This is a genomic window from Sorangium sp. So ce375 (genome assembly GCF_051473855.1).
In the GTDB taxonomy this organism is placed as follows: domain Bacteria; phylum Myxococcota_A; class Polyangia; order Polyangiales; family Polyangiaceae; genus Sorangium.
In genome coordinates, this window is record NZ_CP150335.1 from 398,473 (window position 1) to 415,456 (window position 16,984).

General features: G+C 70.5%; 18 protein-coding genes. 12 read left to right on the top strand and 6 right to left on the bottom strand.

The features are described 5' to 3' along the window. Positions 1-282 precede the first annotated feature (282 nt). Together ruvA and WME90_RS01495 are read right to left on the bottom strand one after the other, a co-directional pair. Entirely contained in the window at positions 283-903 is a 621-nt protein-coding gene (gene ruvA, locus WME90_RS01490; RefSeq protein ID WP_437279254.1) for a Holliday junction branch migration protein RuvA, read from the bottom strand. Further along, a complete protein-coding gene (locus tag WME90_RS01495; protein WP_437279255.1) occupies positions 900-1,421 on the bottom strand; it encodes a hypothetical protein in 522 nt (173 codons plus the stop codon). The genes ruvA and WME90_RS01495 overlap by 4 nt, the downstream gene beginning before the upstream one ends. A gap of 211 nt (positions 1,422-1,632) precedes the next feature. Here WME90_RS01495 and WME90_RS01500 point away from each other — a divergent pair, with 211 nt between their 5' ends. The 7 genes from WME90_RS01500 (at position 1,633) to WME90_RS01530 (ending at position 9,560) form a co-directional block, all read left to right on the top strand. Next, positions 1,633-2,040 carry a hypothetical protein gene (locus WME90_RS01500; protein WP_437279256.1) on the top strand — a complete coding sequence of 136 codons (408 nt, stop codon included), beginning with the start codon at positions 1,633-1,635 and terminating at the stop codon, positions 2,038-2,040. Further along, positions 2,037-3,368 carry a LysM peptidoglycan-binding domain-containing protein gene (locus WME90_RS01505; RefSeq protein WP_437279257.1) on the top strand — a complete coding sequence of 444 codons (1,332 nt, stop codon included), beginning with the start codon at positions 2,037-2,039 and terminating at the stop codon, positions 3,366-3,368. Before WME90_RS01500 ends, WME90_RS01505 begins: the two co-directional genes overlap by 4 nt. A 257-nt stretch (positions 3,369-3,625) precedes the next feature. Further along, positions 3,626-5,269: a tetratricopeptide repeat protein gene (locus WME90_RS01510; RefSeq protein ID WP_437279258.1), complete on the top strand. Its 1,644-nt coding sequence runs from the start codon at positions 3,626-3,628 to the stop codon at positions 5,267-5,269. Positions 5,270-5,874: 605 nt separating this feature from the next. Further along, positions 5,875-6,447, top strand: coding sequence for a hypothetical protein (locus WME90_RS01515; protein ID WP_437279259.1), 573 nt, complete (start codon positions 5,875-5,877; stop codon positions 6,445-6,447). Between the two features lies 1 nt (position 6,448). Beyond that, positions 6,449-7,672 carry a matrixin family metalloprotease gene (locus WME90_RS01520; RefSeq protein ID WP_437279260.1) on the top strand — a complete coding sequence of 408 codons (1,224 nt, stop codon included), beginning with the start codon at positions 6,449-6,451 and terminating at the stop codon, positions 7,670-7,672. A gap of 390 nt (positions 7,673-8,062) precedes the next feature. Further along, a complete protein-coding gene (locus tag WME90_RS01525; protein WP_437279261.1) occupies positions 8,063-8,512 on the top strand; it encodes a hypothetical protein in 450 nt (149 codons plus the stop codon). A gap of 217 nt (positions 8,513-8,729) precedes the next feature. Continuing rightward, on the top strand, positions 8,730-9,560 hold the full coding sequence (locus WME90_RS01530; RefSeq protein WP_437279262.1) for a hypothetical protein: 831 nt from the start codon (positions 8,730-8,732) through the stop codon (positions 9,558-9,560). Between the two features lie 69 nt (positions 9,561-9,629). Here WME90_RS01530 and WME90_RS01535 read toward each other — a convergent pair whose 3' ends face one another. The 4 genes from WME90_RS01535 to WME90_RS01550 all read right to left on the bottom strand — a co-directional run bounded on the left by WME90_RS01535 (position 9,630) and on the right by WME90_RS01550 (position 12,575). Further along, on the bottom strand, positions 9,630-9,869 hold the full coding sequence (locus tag WME90_RS01535) for a hypothetical protein (protein ID WP_437279263.1): 240 nt from the start codon (positions 9,867-9,869) through the stop codon (positions 9,630-9,632). Then, positions 9,862-11,292: a tyrosine-type recombinase/integrase gene (locus WME90_RS01540; RefSeq protein ID WP_437279264.1), complete on the bottom strand. Its 1,431-nt coding sequence runs from the start codon at positions 11,290-11,292 to the stop codon at positions 9,862-9,864. Before WME90_RS01540 ends, WME90_RS01535 begins: the two co-directional genes overlap by 8 nt. A gap of 160 nt (positions 11,293-11,452) precedes the next feature. Beyond that, positions 11,453-12,076, bottom strand: a complete 624-nt coding sequence (locus WME90_RS01545) for a hypothetical protein (protein ID WP_437279265.1) — start codon at positions 12,074-12,076, stop codon at positions 11,453-11,455. Between the two features lie 274 nt (positions 12,077-12,350). Then, positions 12,351-12,575: a hypothetical protein gene (locus WME90_RS01550; RefSeq protein ID WP_437279266.1), complete on the bottom strand. Its 225-nt coding sequence runs from the start codon at positions 12,573-12,575 to the stop codon at positions 12,351-12,353. A gap of 309 nt (positions 12,576-12,884) precedes the next feature. On the opposite strand from WME90_RS01550, the gene WME90_RS01555 reads away from it, so the two are divergent. From WME90_RS01555 to WME90_RS01575, 5 genes are all read left to right on the top strand, one after another. Continuing rightward, positions 12,885-13,772: a DUF4393 domain-containing protein gene (locus WME90_RS01555; protein ID WP_437279267.1), complete on the top strand. Its 888-nt coding sequence runs from the start codon at positions 12,885-12,887 to the stop codon at positions 13,770-13,772. A 906-nt stretch (positions 13,773-14,678) separates the two neighbouring features. Next, a complete protein-coding gene (locus tag WME90_RS01560) occupies positions 14,679-15,347 on the top strand; it encodes a hypothetical protein (RefSeq protein WP_437279268.1) in 669 nt (222 codons plus the stop codon). Beyond that, positions 15,329-15,949 carry an RNA polymerase sigma factor gene (locus WME90_RS01565; RefSeq protein ID WP_437279269.1) on the top strand — a complete coding sequence of 207 codons (621 nt, stop codon included), beginning with the start codon at positions 15,329-15,331 and terminating at the stop codon, positions 15,947-15,949. The genes WME90_RS01560 and WME90_RS01565 overlap by 19 nt, the downstream gene beginning before the upstream one ends. Positions 15,950-15,981: 32 nt before the next feature. Then, entirely contained in the window at positions 15,982-16,182 is a 201-nt protein-coding gene (locus WME90_RS01570) for a hypothetical protein (protein WP_437279270.1), read from the top strand. Between the two features lie 77 nt (positions 16,183-16,259). Further along, positions 16,260-16,862 (top strand): Uma2 family endonuclease, encoded by a 603-nt coding sequence (locus tag WME90_RS01575; RefSeq protein ID WP_437279271.1) that lies wholly within the window; start codon positions 16,260-16,262, stop codon positions 16,860-16,862. The last annotated feature ends 122 nt before the right edge of the window (positions 16,863-16,984 follow it).

Below are 16,984 nucleotides of genomic sequence, written 5' to 3' on the forward strand. Positions count from 1 at the left end.
CGACCGGACAGGGTCCCAGGGCGAACGGCGGCGGGAGCATATTCGCCGCGGCCGCCCTCTGTCGACTGTCTGTCGCTCCTTCGCCCCTCGCGCGGGGGGCAGCGCACCGCCGCCCGCCCGTCCGCCGGGGTGATGCCGCGCGTGGGACCGCGGCTCGCCGGGCAGGGCGGCGGCCCGCCGGGCGCAGGCGGCCGCGGCTCGTCGGGCAGGGCGGCCGCGGCTCGCCGGGCAGGGCGGTCGCGGCCCGTCGGGCAGGGCGGCGGCTCGTCGGGCGCAGGCGGCTCACTTGGACAGGAGCGCGAGCGCCTCGCGCACGAGGTCGCCGAGCGGGGCGCTGTCGACGCGCGCGCCGAGGGTGGTGACGGCGCGCTCGGCCTCGGCCGGGCGGTAGCCCATGCGGGTGAGCGCGCTGTGCAGGAGGTCCTGCTGGGCGCTGGGGGCCGCGGGCGGCGGGGCCGCGGGGGAGAGCGGGGCCGAGGGGAGATGGACGAGCTTGTCCTTCAGCTCGAGGACGAGCCGCTCGGCCGTCTTCTTGCCGACGCCGGGGATGGCGGTGAGGCGCGCGGTCTCCCGGCGGGCGATCACCGCGGCGAGCTCCCCCGAGCCGAGCGCGCTGAGGATGGCCATCGCGATCTTCGGGCCGATGCTGGAGATGCCGATGAGCACGCGGAAGGCCGCCCGGTCCTCGCGCGTCGCGAAGCCGTACAGGAGAAGCGCGTCCTCGCGCACGTGGGTGTGGACGAACAGCGTGATCGCGTCCGAGCTTGTCTTCGCGGCGATGCCGCGCGCGCGCCCCACGGCGCCGAGCGGGACGCTCACCTCGTAGCCGACCCCGCTGACGTCGAGCACGACCGCGCCCTCGTCGCCTTCTTCCACGACATGGCCGGAGAGCCGTCCGATCAATTGACCCTGGCCCCTTGCTGGATCCACCTGCGGATGGCGTCGCGCTCCGCCGAGGGCAGGGGGTCGCCGCCATAGGGCATCGAGGCCCCGCAGCCGTCGGCGGCGCACTCGAGGTCCCCACAGCGCAGGGTGTCGTCGAGCTTGTGCATGAGGAAGCTGTTCGCCGGGTCGCCGGGCGTGATCCTCGGCATCCCCGACGTCGCGCGCGACGCGACGCCGACGTTCTGGGCCACGATCGCGTCGATCTGCGCCGGCGTGGCCTGCTCGCTCAGCCCCGGGCCGAGGTACGCGAAGCCCGCCGAGCCAGCCTCGGCGCCGTGGCAGGTCGAGCTGAACGAGCAGGACCGCTGGAAGATGGGGAGGACCTCGGTCGTGAAGCTCACCTCGGGGGTCGTGCCGTCGAACTTGCTGTAGTCGAAGCACTCGGTCGCCGCGGGGCCGGAGCCGTCGTCGCCGCACGCGGCGCCGGCGCACGCCGCCGCGACAAGGAAAATCAGGAACAGTTTCCGCACGTTCACCCCTCGCACCCGGATCCCGGGGCGGGACCCTAGCAGAACTGCGCGCGCTCCGTAACGCGCGACGTCGCGCGGCCCACCTGGCGCGTGGCGTCGCCCCGGCGCGGCGGGCGCGGCGCGTTGCGCGTCGCCCCGTCGCGGAAGCGCGTCGAGGCGTGCGGAGATCGCCGGGCGTTTGGCCTGCCGGCGCGGCGGCGGGTAGGCTGGGCGTCCCATGAGGATTGGCCTGGGCATCGGCGCTATCGGGCTCGCGCTCGCCGCGCTCAACGTCGGTTGCGGCGGAGGGCAGGACGCGGTCGCGCTGCAGCTGTCCGAGCTGCGCGCGGAGCTCGTCCGGGTGCGCGCGGAGAACGCGGTGCTCGCGGATCGGGTGGGCTCGCTGGAGCGCTCGCGGGTCAGCGTCCGCGGCGCGGCGCGCCCGGACGAGGCCGGCGCGCGCGCCGTGCCCCCGGAGGAGCCGGACAGGCCTGACCTCGAGGTGGTGCGGCTCGCGCCGGAGGACGACGGCGCGCGGCCGCCGGTGCTCCGCTCGACCGCGAACGGCGTCGTGATCGACGAGCCCCCGGGCGGATCGCCGCCGCCGAGCCCGCCACCCTCACCCCTGTCGAGGCGCAAGCGATGAAGTTCCCCGCGAAGGCAACGCTGGTTCCGGTCTCCCTGGCGCTCGTCGCGGCGCCGCCGCTGGCGCGCGCCCAGGATCAGGGCGGCGAGGAGGGCGCCGGCCAGGGGCCGGGCGTCACCGTGGTCCAGCTCCCGAAGGCCGAGCCGACCGTCGAGACGCAGGTCGTGGTGCCGGGTTATCCGCAGCCGGGGTTCGATCCGAACGCCCACCTGCCCTCGAGCTCGCGGGGCACCACGGACACGTCCCGCGCGTCGGACGGCTTCGATCTGGGCCGCCGCAGCGAGGGTCCCGCCTCGGTGAGGGGCAGCGCGGGCGGGAGCTACGTCGTCGAGGGGCAGTTCGTGCCCGAGTCGCACTCGGTGCGGCGCGGCGACACGCTCTGGGACATCTCGGGCAGGTACTACACGAACCCCTACGCGTGGCCGCAGGTCTGGGCGCTGAACCCGCAGCTCCAGAACCCGCACTGGATCTACCCGGGCGACCGGATCCGGCTCCGTGACCAGAGCGAGGGCCCGACCCGCGGCAGCATCGGGGTCGGCGTCAACCAGTTGGGGCGGGGGGGACGGGTGCCGGCGAAGACGGTCTTCCTGCGCGACCTCGGCTGGGTCGACGACGTGAAGAAGGACACGTGGGGGGAGCTCGTCGCGAGCCCCGACGACCAGATGCTCCTCAGCGAGGGCGACGACGTCTACCTCCGCCTCGCCGACGATCACGATGTGTCGATCGGCCAGGAGCTGACGATCTTCCGCGAGATCAAGAAGGTGAGGAGCGGGGATGTGAAGGGCGAGCTCGTGACGGTGCGCGGCACGGCGCGCGTGGATCGTTACAACCCGAAGACGCACATGGTGCGCGCGCGGCTCATCGAGTCGCTCGACGTGGTCGAGCGAACGGACAGGGTCGGCTCGGTGGTGCGGCGCTTCGACGTGGTGCCGCCGGCGGCCGCCGAGGCGGATCTCGAGGCGAAGATCATCGCGGCCATCTATCCCTACCAGCTCGTCGGGCAGCACCAGGTCGTGTTCATCGACAAGGGCGAGAAGGACGGCGTGAAGCAGGGCCAGCGCTTCTTCGCGGTGCGGCGGGGTGACCGCTGGGTGCAGCAGCTCGGCGGCGCGGGCAAGCTGGCGACGGTCCGGCCGCGGGTGCAGGACGAGCGGCCGGCGCAGGTCGACGAGCTGAAGTTCGGCGTCGACGAGGAGCTGCTGCCGGATGAGACCTACGCCGAGCTGCGGGTCGTGCATGTGCGCGAGCGCACGGCCGCGGCGCTCGTGACGCACGCGATGTACGAGGTCGAGCGGGACGCGGTGCTGGTCTCGCGCAAGGGCCTCTGACCGGCCGCCTGCCGCACCGCATGGCGGCAACCTCGGCAGCCGAGGCAACCCAGGCGGCGGATGCGAACGAGGCACCGGACGCAACCGCCGCAACCGCCGCAACGGATGCGGCCGCCGCACCGGACGCAACCTACGCAACCGCCGCACGGGACGCGCCGGACGCGCCGGACGCGCCGGACGCAACAACCAGCCGCTCGCGCTGATCGCGCAATGTCTCCACGAGGGGGCCGCTGGCGCGGTATGATGTTCCGCCAGACATGCGTCGCCTCCCGGAAGTCCAGTCCGAGCTGAAGGGGGATGGCGATCCTCCCACGCAACGCTCCTTCGACAGCGCGATCGAGCGCTGCACGCCGAAGAGCGGATCGCTCGCCGAGGTGCTCGGTGAGGCGGTGGTGCGGGGGCCCCGCTCGAGCGGGGCGCCTCCGCCGAGCCTCAACGGCACCGCGCCGGAGGCGCGCGGCAACGCGCTTCGAGAGCGCGGCAACCTGCTGCTCCGGCGGAACGACTACGCCGGCGCTGGGCGCGACTACGAGGAGGCGCTCGCGCTGTTCCAGTCGATGAGCGACGCGCTCGGGCAGGCCCAGGTGCTCATGGATCGCGGCGCGCTGCGCCTGCGGGAGGGCGTCCCCGTGCAGGCGGTGCGCGACTACGACGAAGCGCTCGCGCTGTTCCAGGCCGCGGGGGATCGCGCGGGGGAGGGGGACGCGCTGAGGGCGCGGGGCTTCGCGCGCGCCGAGGAGGGTGATCTCGGCGGCGCTGTCTGCGACTACGATCTGGCGATCCAGCTGTTCCTCCAGCTCGGCGATCGCGAGCCGCTCAAGCCCCGCGCCGAGTCGCGCGGGGCGCCAGCCGACGTCGACGTCTCGGGCCCCTCGGAGCCGCCTCGCGCTCGCCCTCACGGCGCCGCGCACGGGCGGGCGCTCAAGGCGCGCGGCGACCTGCGCGTCCGCCTCCGCAACCTCGCGGGAGCGGCGCGCGACTACAGCACGGCGCTCGCGCTGTTCCAGGACGCGGGGGATCGGGGCGGGCAAGCCAGCGTGCTGAAGGCGCGGGGCGACATGCGGCTCGGTCAGGACAACGTGACGGGCGCCGCGCGTGACTACGACTGGGCGCTCACGCTCTACCAGGCGACCGAGGACCACCTCGGGCAGGCCGGCGCGCTCAAGGTGCGCGGCGATCTCCGGGTGCGGCAGGGGGACCTGGCGGGCGCCGAGCGGGACTACGATCAGGGGCTCGAGCTGTTCACGGCGACGCGCGACGTCCTGGGCCAGGCCGCGGTGCTGAAGGCGCGGGGCGATCTGCGCGCCGTGCAGGAGGACCTCGTGGACGCGGTGCGCGACTACGACCGGGCGCTCGCGCTGTTCCGCACGGGCTTCGAGCGCCGCGGGCAGGCCGCGACGCTGAAGGCGCGGGGCGATCTCCGCCGCAAGCAGTTCGAGCTGGTGGCCGAGCTCGTGAGCGTCGCGGCGGCCGACGCCTCGGACCTGGAGGAGGCGCTCTCGGACTACGAGCAAGCGCTCGCCCTGTTCGAGGTGCTCGAGGACGGCGCGGGTCAAGCCTGCGTGCTGCGGGCGCGGGGCGATCTGGCGCGCATCCGGGGGGATCTCGGCGGGGCGCTGTCGCTCTACCTTGGCGCGAAGCGGCTCCTCGAGGTGTCGGGCAACGCCGCGGAGCTCTCGGCGACCCTCGCCGAGATCGCCCGGACGCACGCGCTCGCGGGCCGCGCGGCCGAGGCGCGCGCCGCCGCGGAGCAGGCGCTCGCGCGGGCCGATCGCGCGACGAGCGCCGAGTGCCGCGAGCTCGCGGAGGCGGTCCTCGCCGGTCGTATCGCGCCGCGCGAGGAAGCCGGCGCGAAGCGCGAATCCAGGACCCCGAGCAGCATCAAGCGGCTCGAACGATAGAGGCCCTGAGCCGCGCTCGGGCGCGAGGGGCGTCGAGCCGAGCCTCTGCGCTCCTGCGCGTCCGCGGGCGGCGCGGCGCCTGTCCCTGCACCCGCGACCAGCGGAGGCCGGTACCGGCCGGATCGGCGTCCGCCGTGGCCAGGGGCGATGATCGCAGCGCCCGCGCGGGCTGGAAGGGTCGTCGCGCCCGATCGGAGCGGCGGACCTGAGGACCCGAGCCCCGCTCGCGGCGAGAGGAGACATGCCTTTACGACGTTGATGGCGAGTCGACCCGATCGACGGACAGCCATCCAGACGCCCACCGGTCGTCGCCGGGAGCAGGGATGACCCGATAGAGGGGTCTCATTCTCGACATCCTCTGGAGCGCGCCGTCTACGTGTACGGCACAAATCCAGGCGTACCGCGGTGCGCGTGGCCTGAGCACCTCCATACATCTCGGCGCGGCGTCGCGCTGTGGTGTGATGATGGTGTGATGACGGTGTGATGATCCGTCGTCACGACAGATTCGCCCCATCACGGCAGCGCGAGCACGTGGCAGTGCTGCTTCCTGTATGGCCGCCGCGCGCGCTTCGGGATAGAAAAGAGGGTCTTAAGGAGTCATCTATATGAAGAGAAGCTCGAAAGCAGTGCTCGCCCTGTCCGCTGCACTCGCTCTGCTCGGCGTCGTCGCGCCCGCGGACGCGACGACGGCCGTCCTGCTCTCGCGCGAGGAGCTCGTGCGCCAGTCGGCGACGATCGCGCGCGTGATCGTCGGCCGGTCGTACACGACGGAGTCCGACGACGGAAACTCGATCGTGACCCGCACCGAGCTCACGGTGACCCAGCCGCTCAAGGGAGGCGAGGTGAACAAGGGGGGCTCGAAGGTGATTCTGCTGGAGCAAATCGGCGGGACCTACAACGGCAAGACGCAGCGGGTGCTCGGCGACGCCAAGCTCTCGCCGGGCGAGGACGCCGTTGTCTTCCTGCGCTCGGGCGACAAGGGGCGGTGGCACCTCACGGCGCTCTCGCTGTCGGCCTATCACGTGGACACGAAGGGCATGGCGCGGCGCAGCCTCGAGGGGCTGCACCTCGTCCGGCGGACCGGCGCCGCGCTCGTGCCCGTCCAGGCGCCCGCCGAGGATGTCGAGCCCATCGAGAGCCTCATGACGGACGTCGTGCGCATCGCGGGAGGGAAGTGAGGTGAGGCGCCGCGTCGCCCTCGCCGCCCTGCTCGGCGCCGCCTCGTTCCTCGCCGTGGCCCGCGAGGCCGCCGCGTGGACGCCGCTCGATCCCACGGTCCCCCGCTGGAACAAGCTGCCCGTCACGTACTACCTCAACAACTCGACGATCCCGCGCTCGATCGCCGGCTTCGCCGTCGCCCGCGTCGAGACCGGGTTCGAGACGTGGTCGAACGCGGGGTGTACGGAGTGGCAAGTCAACTTCCTCGGCGACACCACCGATCGTTACAACTACAACGACGGTAAGAACGTATTTCACTGGATCAGCCAATCCTGGCCGAACTCGCTCGGCGACGTGAATTCGGTCATCGGCGTCACGATGCCGGTCTGGAGCCGTGACGGATCCATCGTGGACGCCGACATGGTCTTCAACGACGTCGGGTTCTGCTGGAACGACACCGGCAACGACGGCTGTGTCGACACACAGTCCATCGCCACGCACGAAGAGGGGCATTTCCTGGGCCTCGGCCACTCCAGCGAGCGGAGCGCGACGATGACCCCGTACTATGTCGTGGGCTCGTCGATGCGCACCATCGAGGACGACGACATCCAGGGCGTGTGCGAGCTGTATCCCATCGGCGGGACCACGGCCGCGAGCGCCGCGAGCACCACGAGCGCCGCGAGCGGTGGCGGCAGCTGCGATAGCTGCTCCAACGGTTCGCTCGCGAACGCCTGCCAGGCGCCATATAACGCGTGCGGTGCGTCGATCGCGTGCAGGACGTTCATCGGCTGTATTGACGTTTGCCGGGACGACGCCTGCATCGAGCAATGCCTGAATCAGCATACCGAGGGGGCTGAGCTCTACCTCCGCGTCCTCGGGTGCATCTGCGAGGAATGCTCGACGGAGTGCGCCACAGAGTGCGCCGGCTTGGAGGGCGGCGACAGCGGCGCCGGCGGCGCCGACGGCAGCGGCGCCGGCGGCGCGGGCGGGAGCAGCACATCGACCACCTCATCGGCCGGCGGCGGATCGACCGTGGGCGCGACGGTGGGCTCGTCGGTCGCCTCGGGCGGCGGCGTGGGCGGCGCGGGCGGCGCCGATTCGGAGGAGACGCCGAAGGGCGGCGATGGGGAGTCTGGCAGCGATTCCGGGTGCTCCTGCTCGACGACCGGCCGATCGGCCGATCTCGGTGGGGTCGCGCTCCTCGGCGTGCTCGGCGCGCTGGCATCACGACGGCGCCGGCGCTGAGCGTTCTGTCGCGGGGGTTCAGGGGGGCACCGGCCCCCGCGGCGTAGCGGATAGAGCCTGAGCCTGCCCGCGATCTTCCGGACCAGAGAACACCTGAGAGGGCACCTGGTGGAGGCTCACGCCTTCGGCGTGGGGGCTCTGGCCTCCACCGCGCCGCGCGGGCGCTGCGCGGCGGAGCGCGAAAACCCCGAAAGATGCCGTGGTCTCCGCGGATCCTGGGCGCATCGGGCGGCTGCTCCGAGCGCCCCGACAACCTGGTCCGCCGGTTGCTCTATCCGGATGCGACGCCGCGAGACAGCGACGAGGGATGCCGAGGCGAGCGCGAGCTCGCCAGAGGCAGCCGAGGCGCGAGCTCGTGAGCGTGAACACCCGATCAAAGGACTCACCACCATGAACACCAAGACCCTGCTCCTCTGCTCGCTCCTCTCGTCTTTCTCGCTCGTCGGCTGCATCGCTGAGCCGCTCGACGGCGACAGCGCCGACGACGGCGCGGGCGACGTGGCCGAGATCGTGGGCGAGGACGCCGAGGCGATCATCGGCCCCGGGGGGGATGAGGGCGGCGGCACGGTCACGAAGACCGTGAACCTCTCCTGCTCGATCACCTATCCCAGCATCTTCAACCCGAACGCCGCGATAAAGAACACCTCGCTCTTTGCCGTTCCGGACTCGGCGAAGATCACCTTCACCGTCACGCACTACTACGGCGATCCCGGGCCCTACACCCGCTCGATCACCGGGCCGCTCGCCAAGGGCCAGACGAAGCTCGTCCCCCTCTCGTACCCCGGCGCGCTCGACGCCTACGGCTGCACCGCCAAGGCCACCTGGACGATCATCGACTGAACCCCGGCCGCGGATCAGCAGATCCATTGCAGGGCCAGGGCGTCTCCGCGCACTAACCCGCTTTCCCGAGGAGCGCGTCCACGCGCGCCTCCGCGGAGCGCGCCCTGGCTCCTGGTGCACCACGAGGTCAGGGGCCGGCTGCCTACCTGCTCCCACCCCCGTCCTAATTATTGTTTTGCCAATTGACACAACAGAAAATAGGGCTACCCTGGAGCTCGTGACAGCAGCGTCCGGCCGCCCGCGCGGCAGACCAAGGAAGGATCCAGAGCAGCTCTCGACATGGGTTCCGCCCGAAGGCTGGTCACGCCTTGTCGCGTGGATCTCGCCGGAGGAGCGGAAGGCGCTGAAGCGCGTCGCGCTCGAGGCGAGCACCTCCGTCGCGGAGCTGGTGCGCGCCCTGGCGAGCGGCCTCGCCGGAGGCGTCATCACCCCTGAAGAGCTGCTCGGCCACGTGCGAAAGGGCATTCAGGTCATGGAGAAGATTCCGACGATTTTTGATCGCGGCGAGGATTTCAAGGTGCTCCCGAAGCCGCGCCAGGGGTGTGAGTGGGTCTTTGCGGGCGAGGGGCGCCCCACCGAGAAGCTCGACGGAACGAACGTGCGGTTGACCGTTCGCTCGGGCCACGTGGTTCGTGTCGAGAAGCGCAGGAACCCGAGCAAGCTTCAGAAGCAACAGGGGATCATCGACGGCTGGTACGTCGACGCGGACGAGCACGGGCCGGAAGACAAGTGGCTCTTCGAGGCGGTGCGCGGGACGGAGTTCCAGGGCTGGCCGGACGGCGAGCACTCGGCCGAGGCGCTCGGACCGAGCATTCAGGGCAACCCGCTCGGGCTCACCAGACACCTGTGCGTGCCGTTCAACCTCGAGATTCCCGTCTACGACGATGTCCCGAGGACGTATGACGGTCTCCGCGGCCTGTTTGCGCACCTGGAGAGCCGCTACGCCCCGGGCCACCTCGCCGAGGGGATCGTGTTTCACCACCCCGACGGCCGGCGCGCCAAGATCAAGCGCAAGGACTTCCCTGGAGTGGCCGGGAAGTCGCGGTGAGGCCCGGTCGATCGGAGCGCCTCTCCGCCGGATCGCGGTAGCGCGCCAGAGGGCCCGTCCGTCGAGCGCTCAGCGCCGCCGTCTGCCGCGCGCTGGCTTGCCGCCGCTGGCTCCGCCGCGCGGCGCCGGCTTCTGGCCGGCGGAACGCTGGGCGGGCTTCTGATCGCTGGAACGCTGGGCGGGCTTCTCTGGCGGCGCCTCCGTTGTCCGGACGACGAGCAGCGCTCGCCCGCGATCGAAGGTCGGCGTCACGCTCACGTAGCCGTTCTCCCGCGCGAAGCCCGCCATGTCGCCGCGGTGCTCATCCATGTACCGGCTGAACCGCGTCCAGAGATCGCGCGCCTCCTCGTCGGCGAGGGGGGCGCCGTCGATGGAGGCGGCGAGGTTCGAACGATCGCTCACTGGGTCCCGTAGGCGGAGTGTGGGGGTGCGAAGTGCTGCATTTCCCGGGTCTTTTAGGGGATCGGAGCCCACCGATCGCGGCAGCTAAGTGCCCGTGGGTCCGTCCCGTGGGTCCACCTTCGGGCGTCCCACCCGCCTTCGTCAAGGGCCCGCCGGGCTCATCCGCCGGCACCGGCGCGAGCTCGGGGATCGCGCCGGTGATGTCGGGGAAGGGCTCGATCCGGAGGTCCGCCAGCGTGCGGGCGGCGCGCGTATAACGGTCCAGCTGCGCGCGATCAAGGTGGCCCGTGCGGTCCGAGATCCACCCCTCGGTCTTCCCCGCGCGCTTCGCCCACGTGATGAACGTGGCGCGCAGATCGTGGAAGCGCACCTGGGCGACGTTCTTCTCCTTCGAGAAGAGCACCGCGCGCGTCACCCCGGCGGCGTGCAGATCCTCGCGCAGTTGCTCGGCCTCACGCGTCTCCACGCACTCGACGTCCTGCACGACGCGCTCGTCATCGGCCGGGTCGCCGCACCGCGCGCGCCAGGCACGCAGCACGTTGACCAGACCAGCGGGGATCTCGAAGAGCTGCGGCACGCCGTTCTTGGTGATGAGGGCGGCGAGCATGGCGTGGGTGATGTCGACGTCCTTCCACTTCAGCGCCATCAGGCTCGACTTCCGCAGGCCCGTGTATACGGCGAGCGCGTACAGCACTCGACGTCCGATCGGGATCTCCACGCACGCGAGGAGCGCGAGCACCTCCGACGGGAGGAGGTAGGCGAAGAGCTTCGCCGTCCCCTTCGGAGGGCGATGGTAGCGCGTGACGGGGTTGTCCTTCCGGAGCCGCGCGGGCATCACGGCGAGGTCGAACCCGCGCCGCAGGAGCGAGTAGAGCTGCAGGTGCGTCTTCTCGCGACGCTCGCGCGGCACGCGCGCCATCACGCGATCGATGTCCTGCTCGGTCACCTCGTGCACGAGCTTGTCACCGATCGCGGGGTAGATGTACTTGGCAGCGCGCCAGCCATAGACGTCCGCGGAAGCCTTCTCGCGCAGCCCGTTGACAGGACCGTGCTCGCGCAAGAGCGCCCCCGAGATCCACGCCTCGTAGTGCTCACGCACGGTCACGCCCTCGCGCGGCGCAGGCGGCGCCTCGACGCCGTAGCCCTCGCGCGCCATGCGCTCGAGCCACGCGTCCGCCTTCTCGCGCGCCTTCGCCTCGCTCATCCCCGAGCCGAGCGGGATGCGCTTGCGCTCGCCGCCGAGCCGGATGCGCAGCGACCACGACCCGCCGCGCTCCTCCACGTTGCCGCGAGGGAGCTTCACCGGCTGGTCCTTCCTCTTCGTCGCCATCGTCAGCTCCTCCAGCCTGCAGCGAGCTTAGGCGCCCGCACGCCGAAGTATGTGATCGCGTCGAGGCGCAGCGCCCGCGCCGTGCGCGGCTCCGAGGGCGGTTTGCTCGAGGTGAGGCTCGACGTCGTGCGCTGGCGCAGCGGGGCGGCACACGCGCGGCTCACGAGCGGCCTCCATCGTTGCCCGAACCACCGGCGAGCAGCCGTCGCTCGAGCGCCACCAGGATGCGTGCGTACAGCGCTCGGGCGACTCCGGCGCGCTTGCTCAACGCGTACAACCCCATGTCGATCTCGGCGGACATGTCGCCTTCCGGATCTCGCGTCGCCGACAGGATGAGCATCGCGTCCCGCTCGATGCTCTGGAGGATGCCGTGCACGGGATCCCACTCGCCGACGAACAGATGCGGGATCAGGTCAGCGAGCTCCGCGTCCCACACGTCCTGGGTAGGCTTGCACTTGAAGCCGATCGCGCGCAGGTGCTCCTCCGCCGCATCATCCGGGCGCCGAGCAGCCCCGCGTCCGTCCTGCCCGCCGGGCGGCGAAGGGGGTGCGCTGCCATCGCCACGGGCGGCGCCGTCCACCTGCCCCGATGCCTCGCTGCTCGCCGCGCGCACGGCTTCCGAGAACGCGAGCGCCGCGCGCTGGTACGCCAGCAGGCGCGGCTCGTCCGCGCGTTCCAACATGAGGATCAGCGTTCGGATGACGAGCTGCGCCAGAGTCGCCGGCCCGCTCGCGCCCTCGCGAGCGCCGAGCTTCTCGGCGAGATCCAGCGCCCCGCGCAGCACCTTGTTGATCGTGCTCCGCACGTTCGGCCGATCGGCGGAGGTGGCGCGCGCCTGCGGGCTCTTCGGACGGGGCGCCTTGCCTGGCGAGGCCGGGCGCGGCTTGCCAGCGGGGCGCTTCGTGGCCTGCCGGCGGGTCGGGGCGATCTTCGTCTTCTTGGCACTCGAGGCGCGATGAGGTACACGGGCCATGGGTCGTCTCCTGGTTTCGCAGGGGTTCGGCCAAGGGCCGTTCGGGAGGGTCCAAGCTCCCGGGCGGCCCACTCTACTTCGGGGGCTACTTCTTCACCGGCTTGCGGGCCGGCTTAGCTCCTTCCTTCCGTGCCGACGGCGGCCCCTCGAGGCCGAGCTCCCGCTCGAGGACTTCCACGCCGCGCTCGGTTGCGACGCGGGCGGCTTCGCCACGCTTGACGTCCACGCCAGCGGCGCGGGACGCCATCTCCGCCGCGATCCGGTCGATTCTGTCGGCGAGCTCGGGCTCCACACGGACTCCGATCGTCACCTTGGGCATCGTTCAGAACGCTAGCGCCGCTACGCAACCCAACCTGCCTGGTGCGTGTCGATTCAGAAGGAGCCATGCTCCGAAGTGCGCGACGCGGCGCGGCTCGGGTTGTGGCCCACCGCGGCACGGTTGGAGCGTCGGGTCAGCGGGGGACGGTGGCACCCTGCGGCAGTCGCCGGAGAATCCAGACCGCTACCAACAGCACCAGAACTTTCCCCGGCACGAGAAATGCGACTGCTCTGGACGCGGCCTAGCAGGTCGGGTCAGATCCTACGCTCGGTCAACGACCATCAGCCTGACGGAGGACACATGAGCGAGGGTGTGAACCAAGCAATCGAGGTGGTTAAAGCTGTGGCTGAATCAACGGCACTGGCGACCGCCGCTCACAAGACGTACCCAGACCTGTTGCAGCCCGCTGTTAAGCAGGTCGGTCAATCCCTTGAAACCGTGACTGGAATAGTCAACTCGGCGCTTCGCCCTGTCAAGACCGCCATGCTTGCGTGGAACATAGCATGGGACAATGCCGACAGATGGCTGAATCATAAGTTTGCGAATACGCCACCGGAAAAAATTGCCGCGCCTCCAGCCAATATTGCCGCTCCAGCACTCTTGCAGTTGGCGCTCGTTCATGGAGACGAGCAAATGAACGAGCTAAGGAACATGTATCTTGAGCTCCTGGCTGGCTCAATGCATGTCGATGTCGCATCGTTGGCCCATCCTGCATTTGTTGAGGTGATCAAGCAGATGACACCTCACGAGGCAAGGTATGTTGGTGTGATCGGGAGGCACCTGGTCAATAAGGTTGCCTTTGGTCGAATATTGTTTCCGTTGTTGACGTGGAAGCTTCACTTCAAGGAAAGTGGGGGCTCAGTTCCGCTCTTTGAGTTGTTCGATTTTGGGAATGACGGCTGCGACCATGTGCCTCTGGCCTTGCTGGATAACCTTCAGCGTCTTGGTATTGTCGATCGTCGTGACGACATGGTCATTGCCGCGCCGGCTCGGTACGAGAAGCTGCTTAGTGATAATGCAAATGAAATTGCAGAGCGGCTGCGTGGTTACGGATTCACTGAGGCTGATGATCACCAAATCAAGTGCGATCGAGGTCTGCTTGAATTGACAGGGTTTGGGCAGCAGTTTGTTCGTGTCTGTACCGGTATATCGGTTGATGGCGCGACGCCAACGAAGGGCGGAACATGAGTCTGCTTTAACCCGGCGCGGCCGCGTCGTGACGACTACGAACTCTCGCTGCGTGCGCGCGACGGCTGCATGGATCGCCGAGTCCTCGCCCCGTTGAGGGGCCGATCGTCGCCGAAGCGTCGGTGCGATCGCGGTAGCGCGCGCCGCGCTGCGCGACGAACTGCGCCTCGAGCGCGGACAGCGCGGAGCTCTCCCGCCCGGCCCTGCACCGACGCGCCGGCCCCGGCACCGCTTACGGATGCCCACGATCTTCTCTCACGAAATCGACACCCGTCCGCCGGCAGCCCCGTCGGGTTGGTCGAATCGATAAGCCGTCGAATTTGCTCGGCAATCTGCCCAGGCACGCCAGCGATCCACGCGTTCTGGTCGCGTCGCTCTGTCCGAAGCGCCAAGTGCGCGAAACGACCGGCCGATCTCGCGAGAGGCTGCCCCAGATCCGTTCTCTTGCCCGAAACGCGGCCGGCGGCCCGCTCGAGGGAGAGCGCCATCGCCGCACCGTGCCGAGTTGGTCGGAACCGTTCAGGTCTCCGTCGTCGCGGCACCGCTTACGGACGCCCCCGCGTCGTTCTCACGAAATCGACACCCACCGGCCGGAAGCCCTGGTAGCCTACCGCGCGCTGCTCGTCCGGGCCGGCGGCCGCGGCGAAGGTCGTCGCTCGGGCGCGATCTCCCGCTTGACACTGCGCCGTTCCCTCGCGCGCGTGCGCGCGTGCCACAGGTCGACCCGCCGGGCCAAGAAAGCGGACGACGTCCACGGGCCGGCCCTGGTACCCTCCCGGCCATGATCGAGCCGCCTGACCCCGGGTTCGTTGGGAACGTCCTGCACTACATCCGGTCCTTTTTCAGTTTCAGCCTTCTGTAGCCTCGCCTCCACGCCTGGGGCTCCCCGCGCGGAGCCTCGCTTTTTTGGCCATCCTGCGGGCGCCGGGTACCGTCGGCGCCGTGCTCGTCGCCGTCTACGCGATGTCCGCCCTTGCGACGGTCCTCGCCTGGATCGTCGCGCGGCATCGCCCCGAGCACCGCCCCATCGCCGTGCTCCTGGGGTACGGACTCGCCGCCAGCGCCGCGCGGCGAGCGATCCGCATCGGCGTCCTCGAGCCCGCTCGTGCCGAACTCGCCGGCGCACCGTTCAGCGGGTGGGTCCGCGCCGTGTTTCACCTCGATTCGGCCCTCTTCCTCGGCTGGATGGCCGGGGTGGCGGCGCTCGCGGTGTTCATCTTCGGCCGGCGGCGCCCGTGGGGTGTGCTCGCGGTCTACCTCGTGGCGGTCGCGGTCCTGGCCGCCGGCTACCCCACCTTCCGCGGAGAGCTGCTCGGCAAGGCCTACCTCGCCCTCGAGCTCGCCGCGCTCTGCACGTCCGTCGGCTGCCTGATCCTGTGGTTCCTCGGGAATGACCGGGGCAAGACACAGCACCTCGCCGCCGGGTTCATCGTCATTGCCGAGACACTCATGCTGGTGGGCCCGTTCCGTATGGGCATCTTCAGCGCCTGGGACCTCGCGCGGTCGATCCTGATCGCGCTCTACATCTCTCTCGTGCCAGTCCAGGGAGTGGCCATATGGCGCCGGACCTTGTAGTCCTGACGTTCGGGCAGCTCATCGCGTTTGCTGCCGTCTTCATCATCCGCAACTGGCGGTTCGCGTCGAAGCGGGTGCCCCCTGCGGAGCTTGTTGGACAGGTGAGCGTCGTTCGCGCCCTCATCGCGCGCTACCTCCGAGGTAGCCGGGCGACACGCGAGGACGTCAACGACCTCGCGCAAGACGTGCTGCTCGCGGCGTGGGAGGCCAGCGAAGAGGACCGCTACCGCCCCGACCCGGACGTGCAGCCCGCGGAAGCGCTTCGTGTCTGGCTGCGGGCGCTGGCCTATCACCGCGTCAGCCATCACCTCGAAAGCGCCCGGGTGCGACGCGAGGAGATTGGTGCAGTCCCGCCACGCGCGGCGCACGAGGCGCCGACCCCGGATCAGGCCCTCGAGCGCGAGGAGATGCGCCGGGCCTTCCTCGAGGCGTTGCACCAGCTCCCCGAGCACGAGGGCGCGGTGATCGCGGCGCACGACATCTTCGAGATGTCGATGGAGGATGCGGCCGAGCAGCAGCACGCGCCGGTCAGCACGGCCTACAGGTGGCGTGCTCGCGGGATCGCGGCGCTGACCCGGGTGCTCCGCCCGCGGCGAGGGTGAGGAGCGGCGCTGCCTAGTGATAGCCTCGCCGCATGATCCTCCCGCCCAAGGACGCGGACGTCATCGATCCGCCGAACCCCAACGTCACCGCGAGCCCCATCCCTCCGCGCCCCGGCGTCGAGTTGACCATATCCGACCCGTGCCACGACGTCGCGAGCATCGAACCGCCGGACCCGCACGCGCATGCGCTAGGGCTCGCGCTGGCGATCGCCGTCGTGGCCCTGCGTCGCTGAGCGACCCGGCCGGCGCATCGACCTGGCCCGCTCCTCACCGCCTTGCCCTGCCGCCCGCCGCCGGGCAGGTTTCGCCCATGGGCCAGCCCGCCGAGAAGCAGCGCCGCGCGACGTACGCCGACCTCGAAGCCGTCCCGCCGAACAAAGTGGCGGAGCTCATCGGCGGCGAACTGCACATCACCTCGCGCTCTGCGCCGCGGAACGCTCTGGCGAGGTCAGCTCTTCTCGGCGAGCTCGGCCCCGGTGCCAGGACGCCTCGGGACTATGGCCATGAGCTGCCGGGGCGTTGGTGGATTCTGAACGGACCTGAGCTGCACTTCCCCGACCGAGGTTCGCCGGATGACACGGACGTGCTCGTTCCGGACCTCGTCGGATGGCGCCGTGCGCGCATGCCAGAGCTGCCCGAGACGGCCTACGTTGAGCTGGCGCCGGACTGGATCTGCGATGTCCTGGACCCGCTGACGGAAGAGTACAAGCGGCAGGTGAAGATGCCGATCTATGCGCGCGAGGGCGTGCGGTACGCATGGCTCGTCGACCCGATCGCGCGGACGCTCGAGGTGTACGTGCTCGGCGCGGATCATCGCTGGGGGCCCGCGGTCGTCCACCGCGACGTCGCGCGGGTCCGCGCCCAGCCCTTCGACGCCATCGAGCTCGATCTCTTGGTGCTGTGGGCCAAGTAGCGGAGGCGAGCCGGACGGCCAGGGGCGAGCAACGCACCGGCAGAAATCAGGCCGGCGCGCCACCGCTTGTCGCTGTCCGACGCCACCGCGTACCCTCTGCCGGCTCCGGCGCTGCGCCGGAC

Excerpts from the sequence above, each read along its gene's own strand:
- WME90_RS01500 (WP_437279256.1), top strand. The coding sequence starts at position 1,633 with ATGAGGATTGGCCTGGGCATCGGCGCTATCGGGCTCGCGCTCGCCGCG.
- WME90_RS01505 (WP_437279257.1), top strand. The coding sequence starts at position 2,037 with ATGAAGTTCCCCGCGAAGGCAACGCTGGTTCCGGTCTCCCTGGCGCTC.
- WME90_RS01510 (WP_437279258.1), top strand. The coding sequence starts at position 3,626 with ATGCGTCGCCTCCCGGAAGTCCAGTCCGAGCTGAAGGGGGATGGCGAT.
- WME90_RS01515 (WP_437279259.1), top strand. The coding sequence starts at position 5,875 with ATGAAGAGAAGCTCGAAAGCAGTGCTCGCCCTGTCCGCTGCACTCGCT.
- WME90_RS01525 (WP_437279261.1), top strand. The coding sequence starts at position 8,063 with ATGAACACCAAGACCCTGCTCCTCTGCTCGCTCCTCTCGTCTTTCTCG.
- WME90_RS01535 (WP_437279263.1), bottom strand. The coding sequence starts at position 9,869 with ATGGATGAGCACCGCGGCGACATGGCGGGCTTCGCGCGGGAGAACGGC.
- WME90_RS01540 (WP_437279264.1), bottom strand. The coding sequence starts at position 11,292 with ATGGCGACGAAGAGGAAGGACCAGCCGGTGAAGCTCCCTCGCGGCAAC.
- WME90_RS01555 (WP_437279267.1), top strand. The coding sequence starts at position 12,885 with ATGAGCGAGGGTGTGAACCAAGCAATCGAGGTGGTTAAAGCTGTGGCT.
- WME90_RS01565 (WP_437279269.1), top strand. The coding sequence starts at position 15,329 with ATGGCGCCGGACCTTGTAGTCCTGACGTTCGGGCAGCTCATCGCGTTT.
- WME90_RS01570 (WP_437279270.1), top strand. The coding sequence starts at position 15,982 with ATGATCCTCCCGCCCAAGGACGCGGACGTCATCGATCCGCCGAACCCC.
- WME90_RS01575 (WP_437279271.1), top strand. The coding sequence starts at position 16,260 with ATGGGCCAGCCCGCCGAGAAGCAGCGCCGCGCGACGTACGCCGACCTC.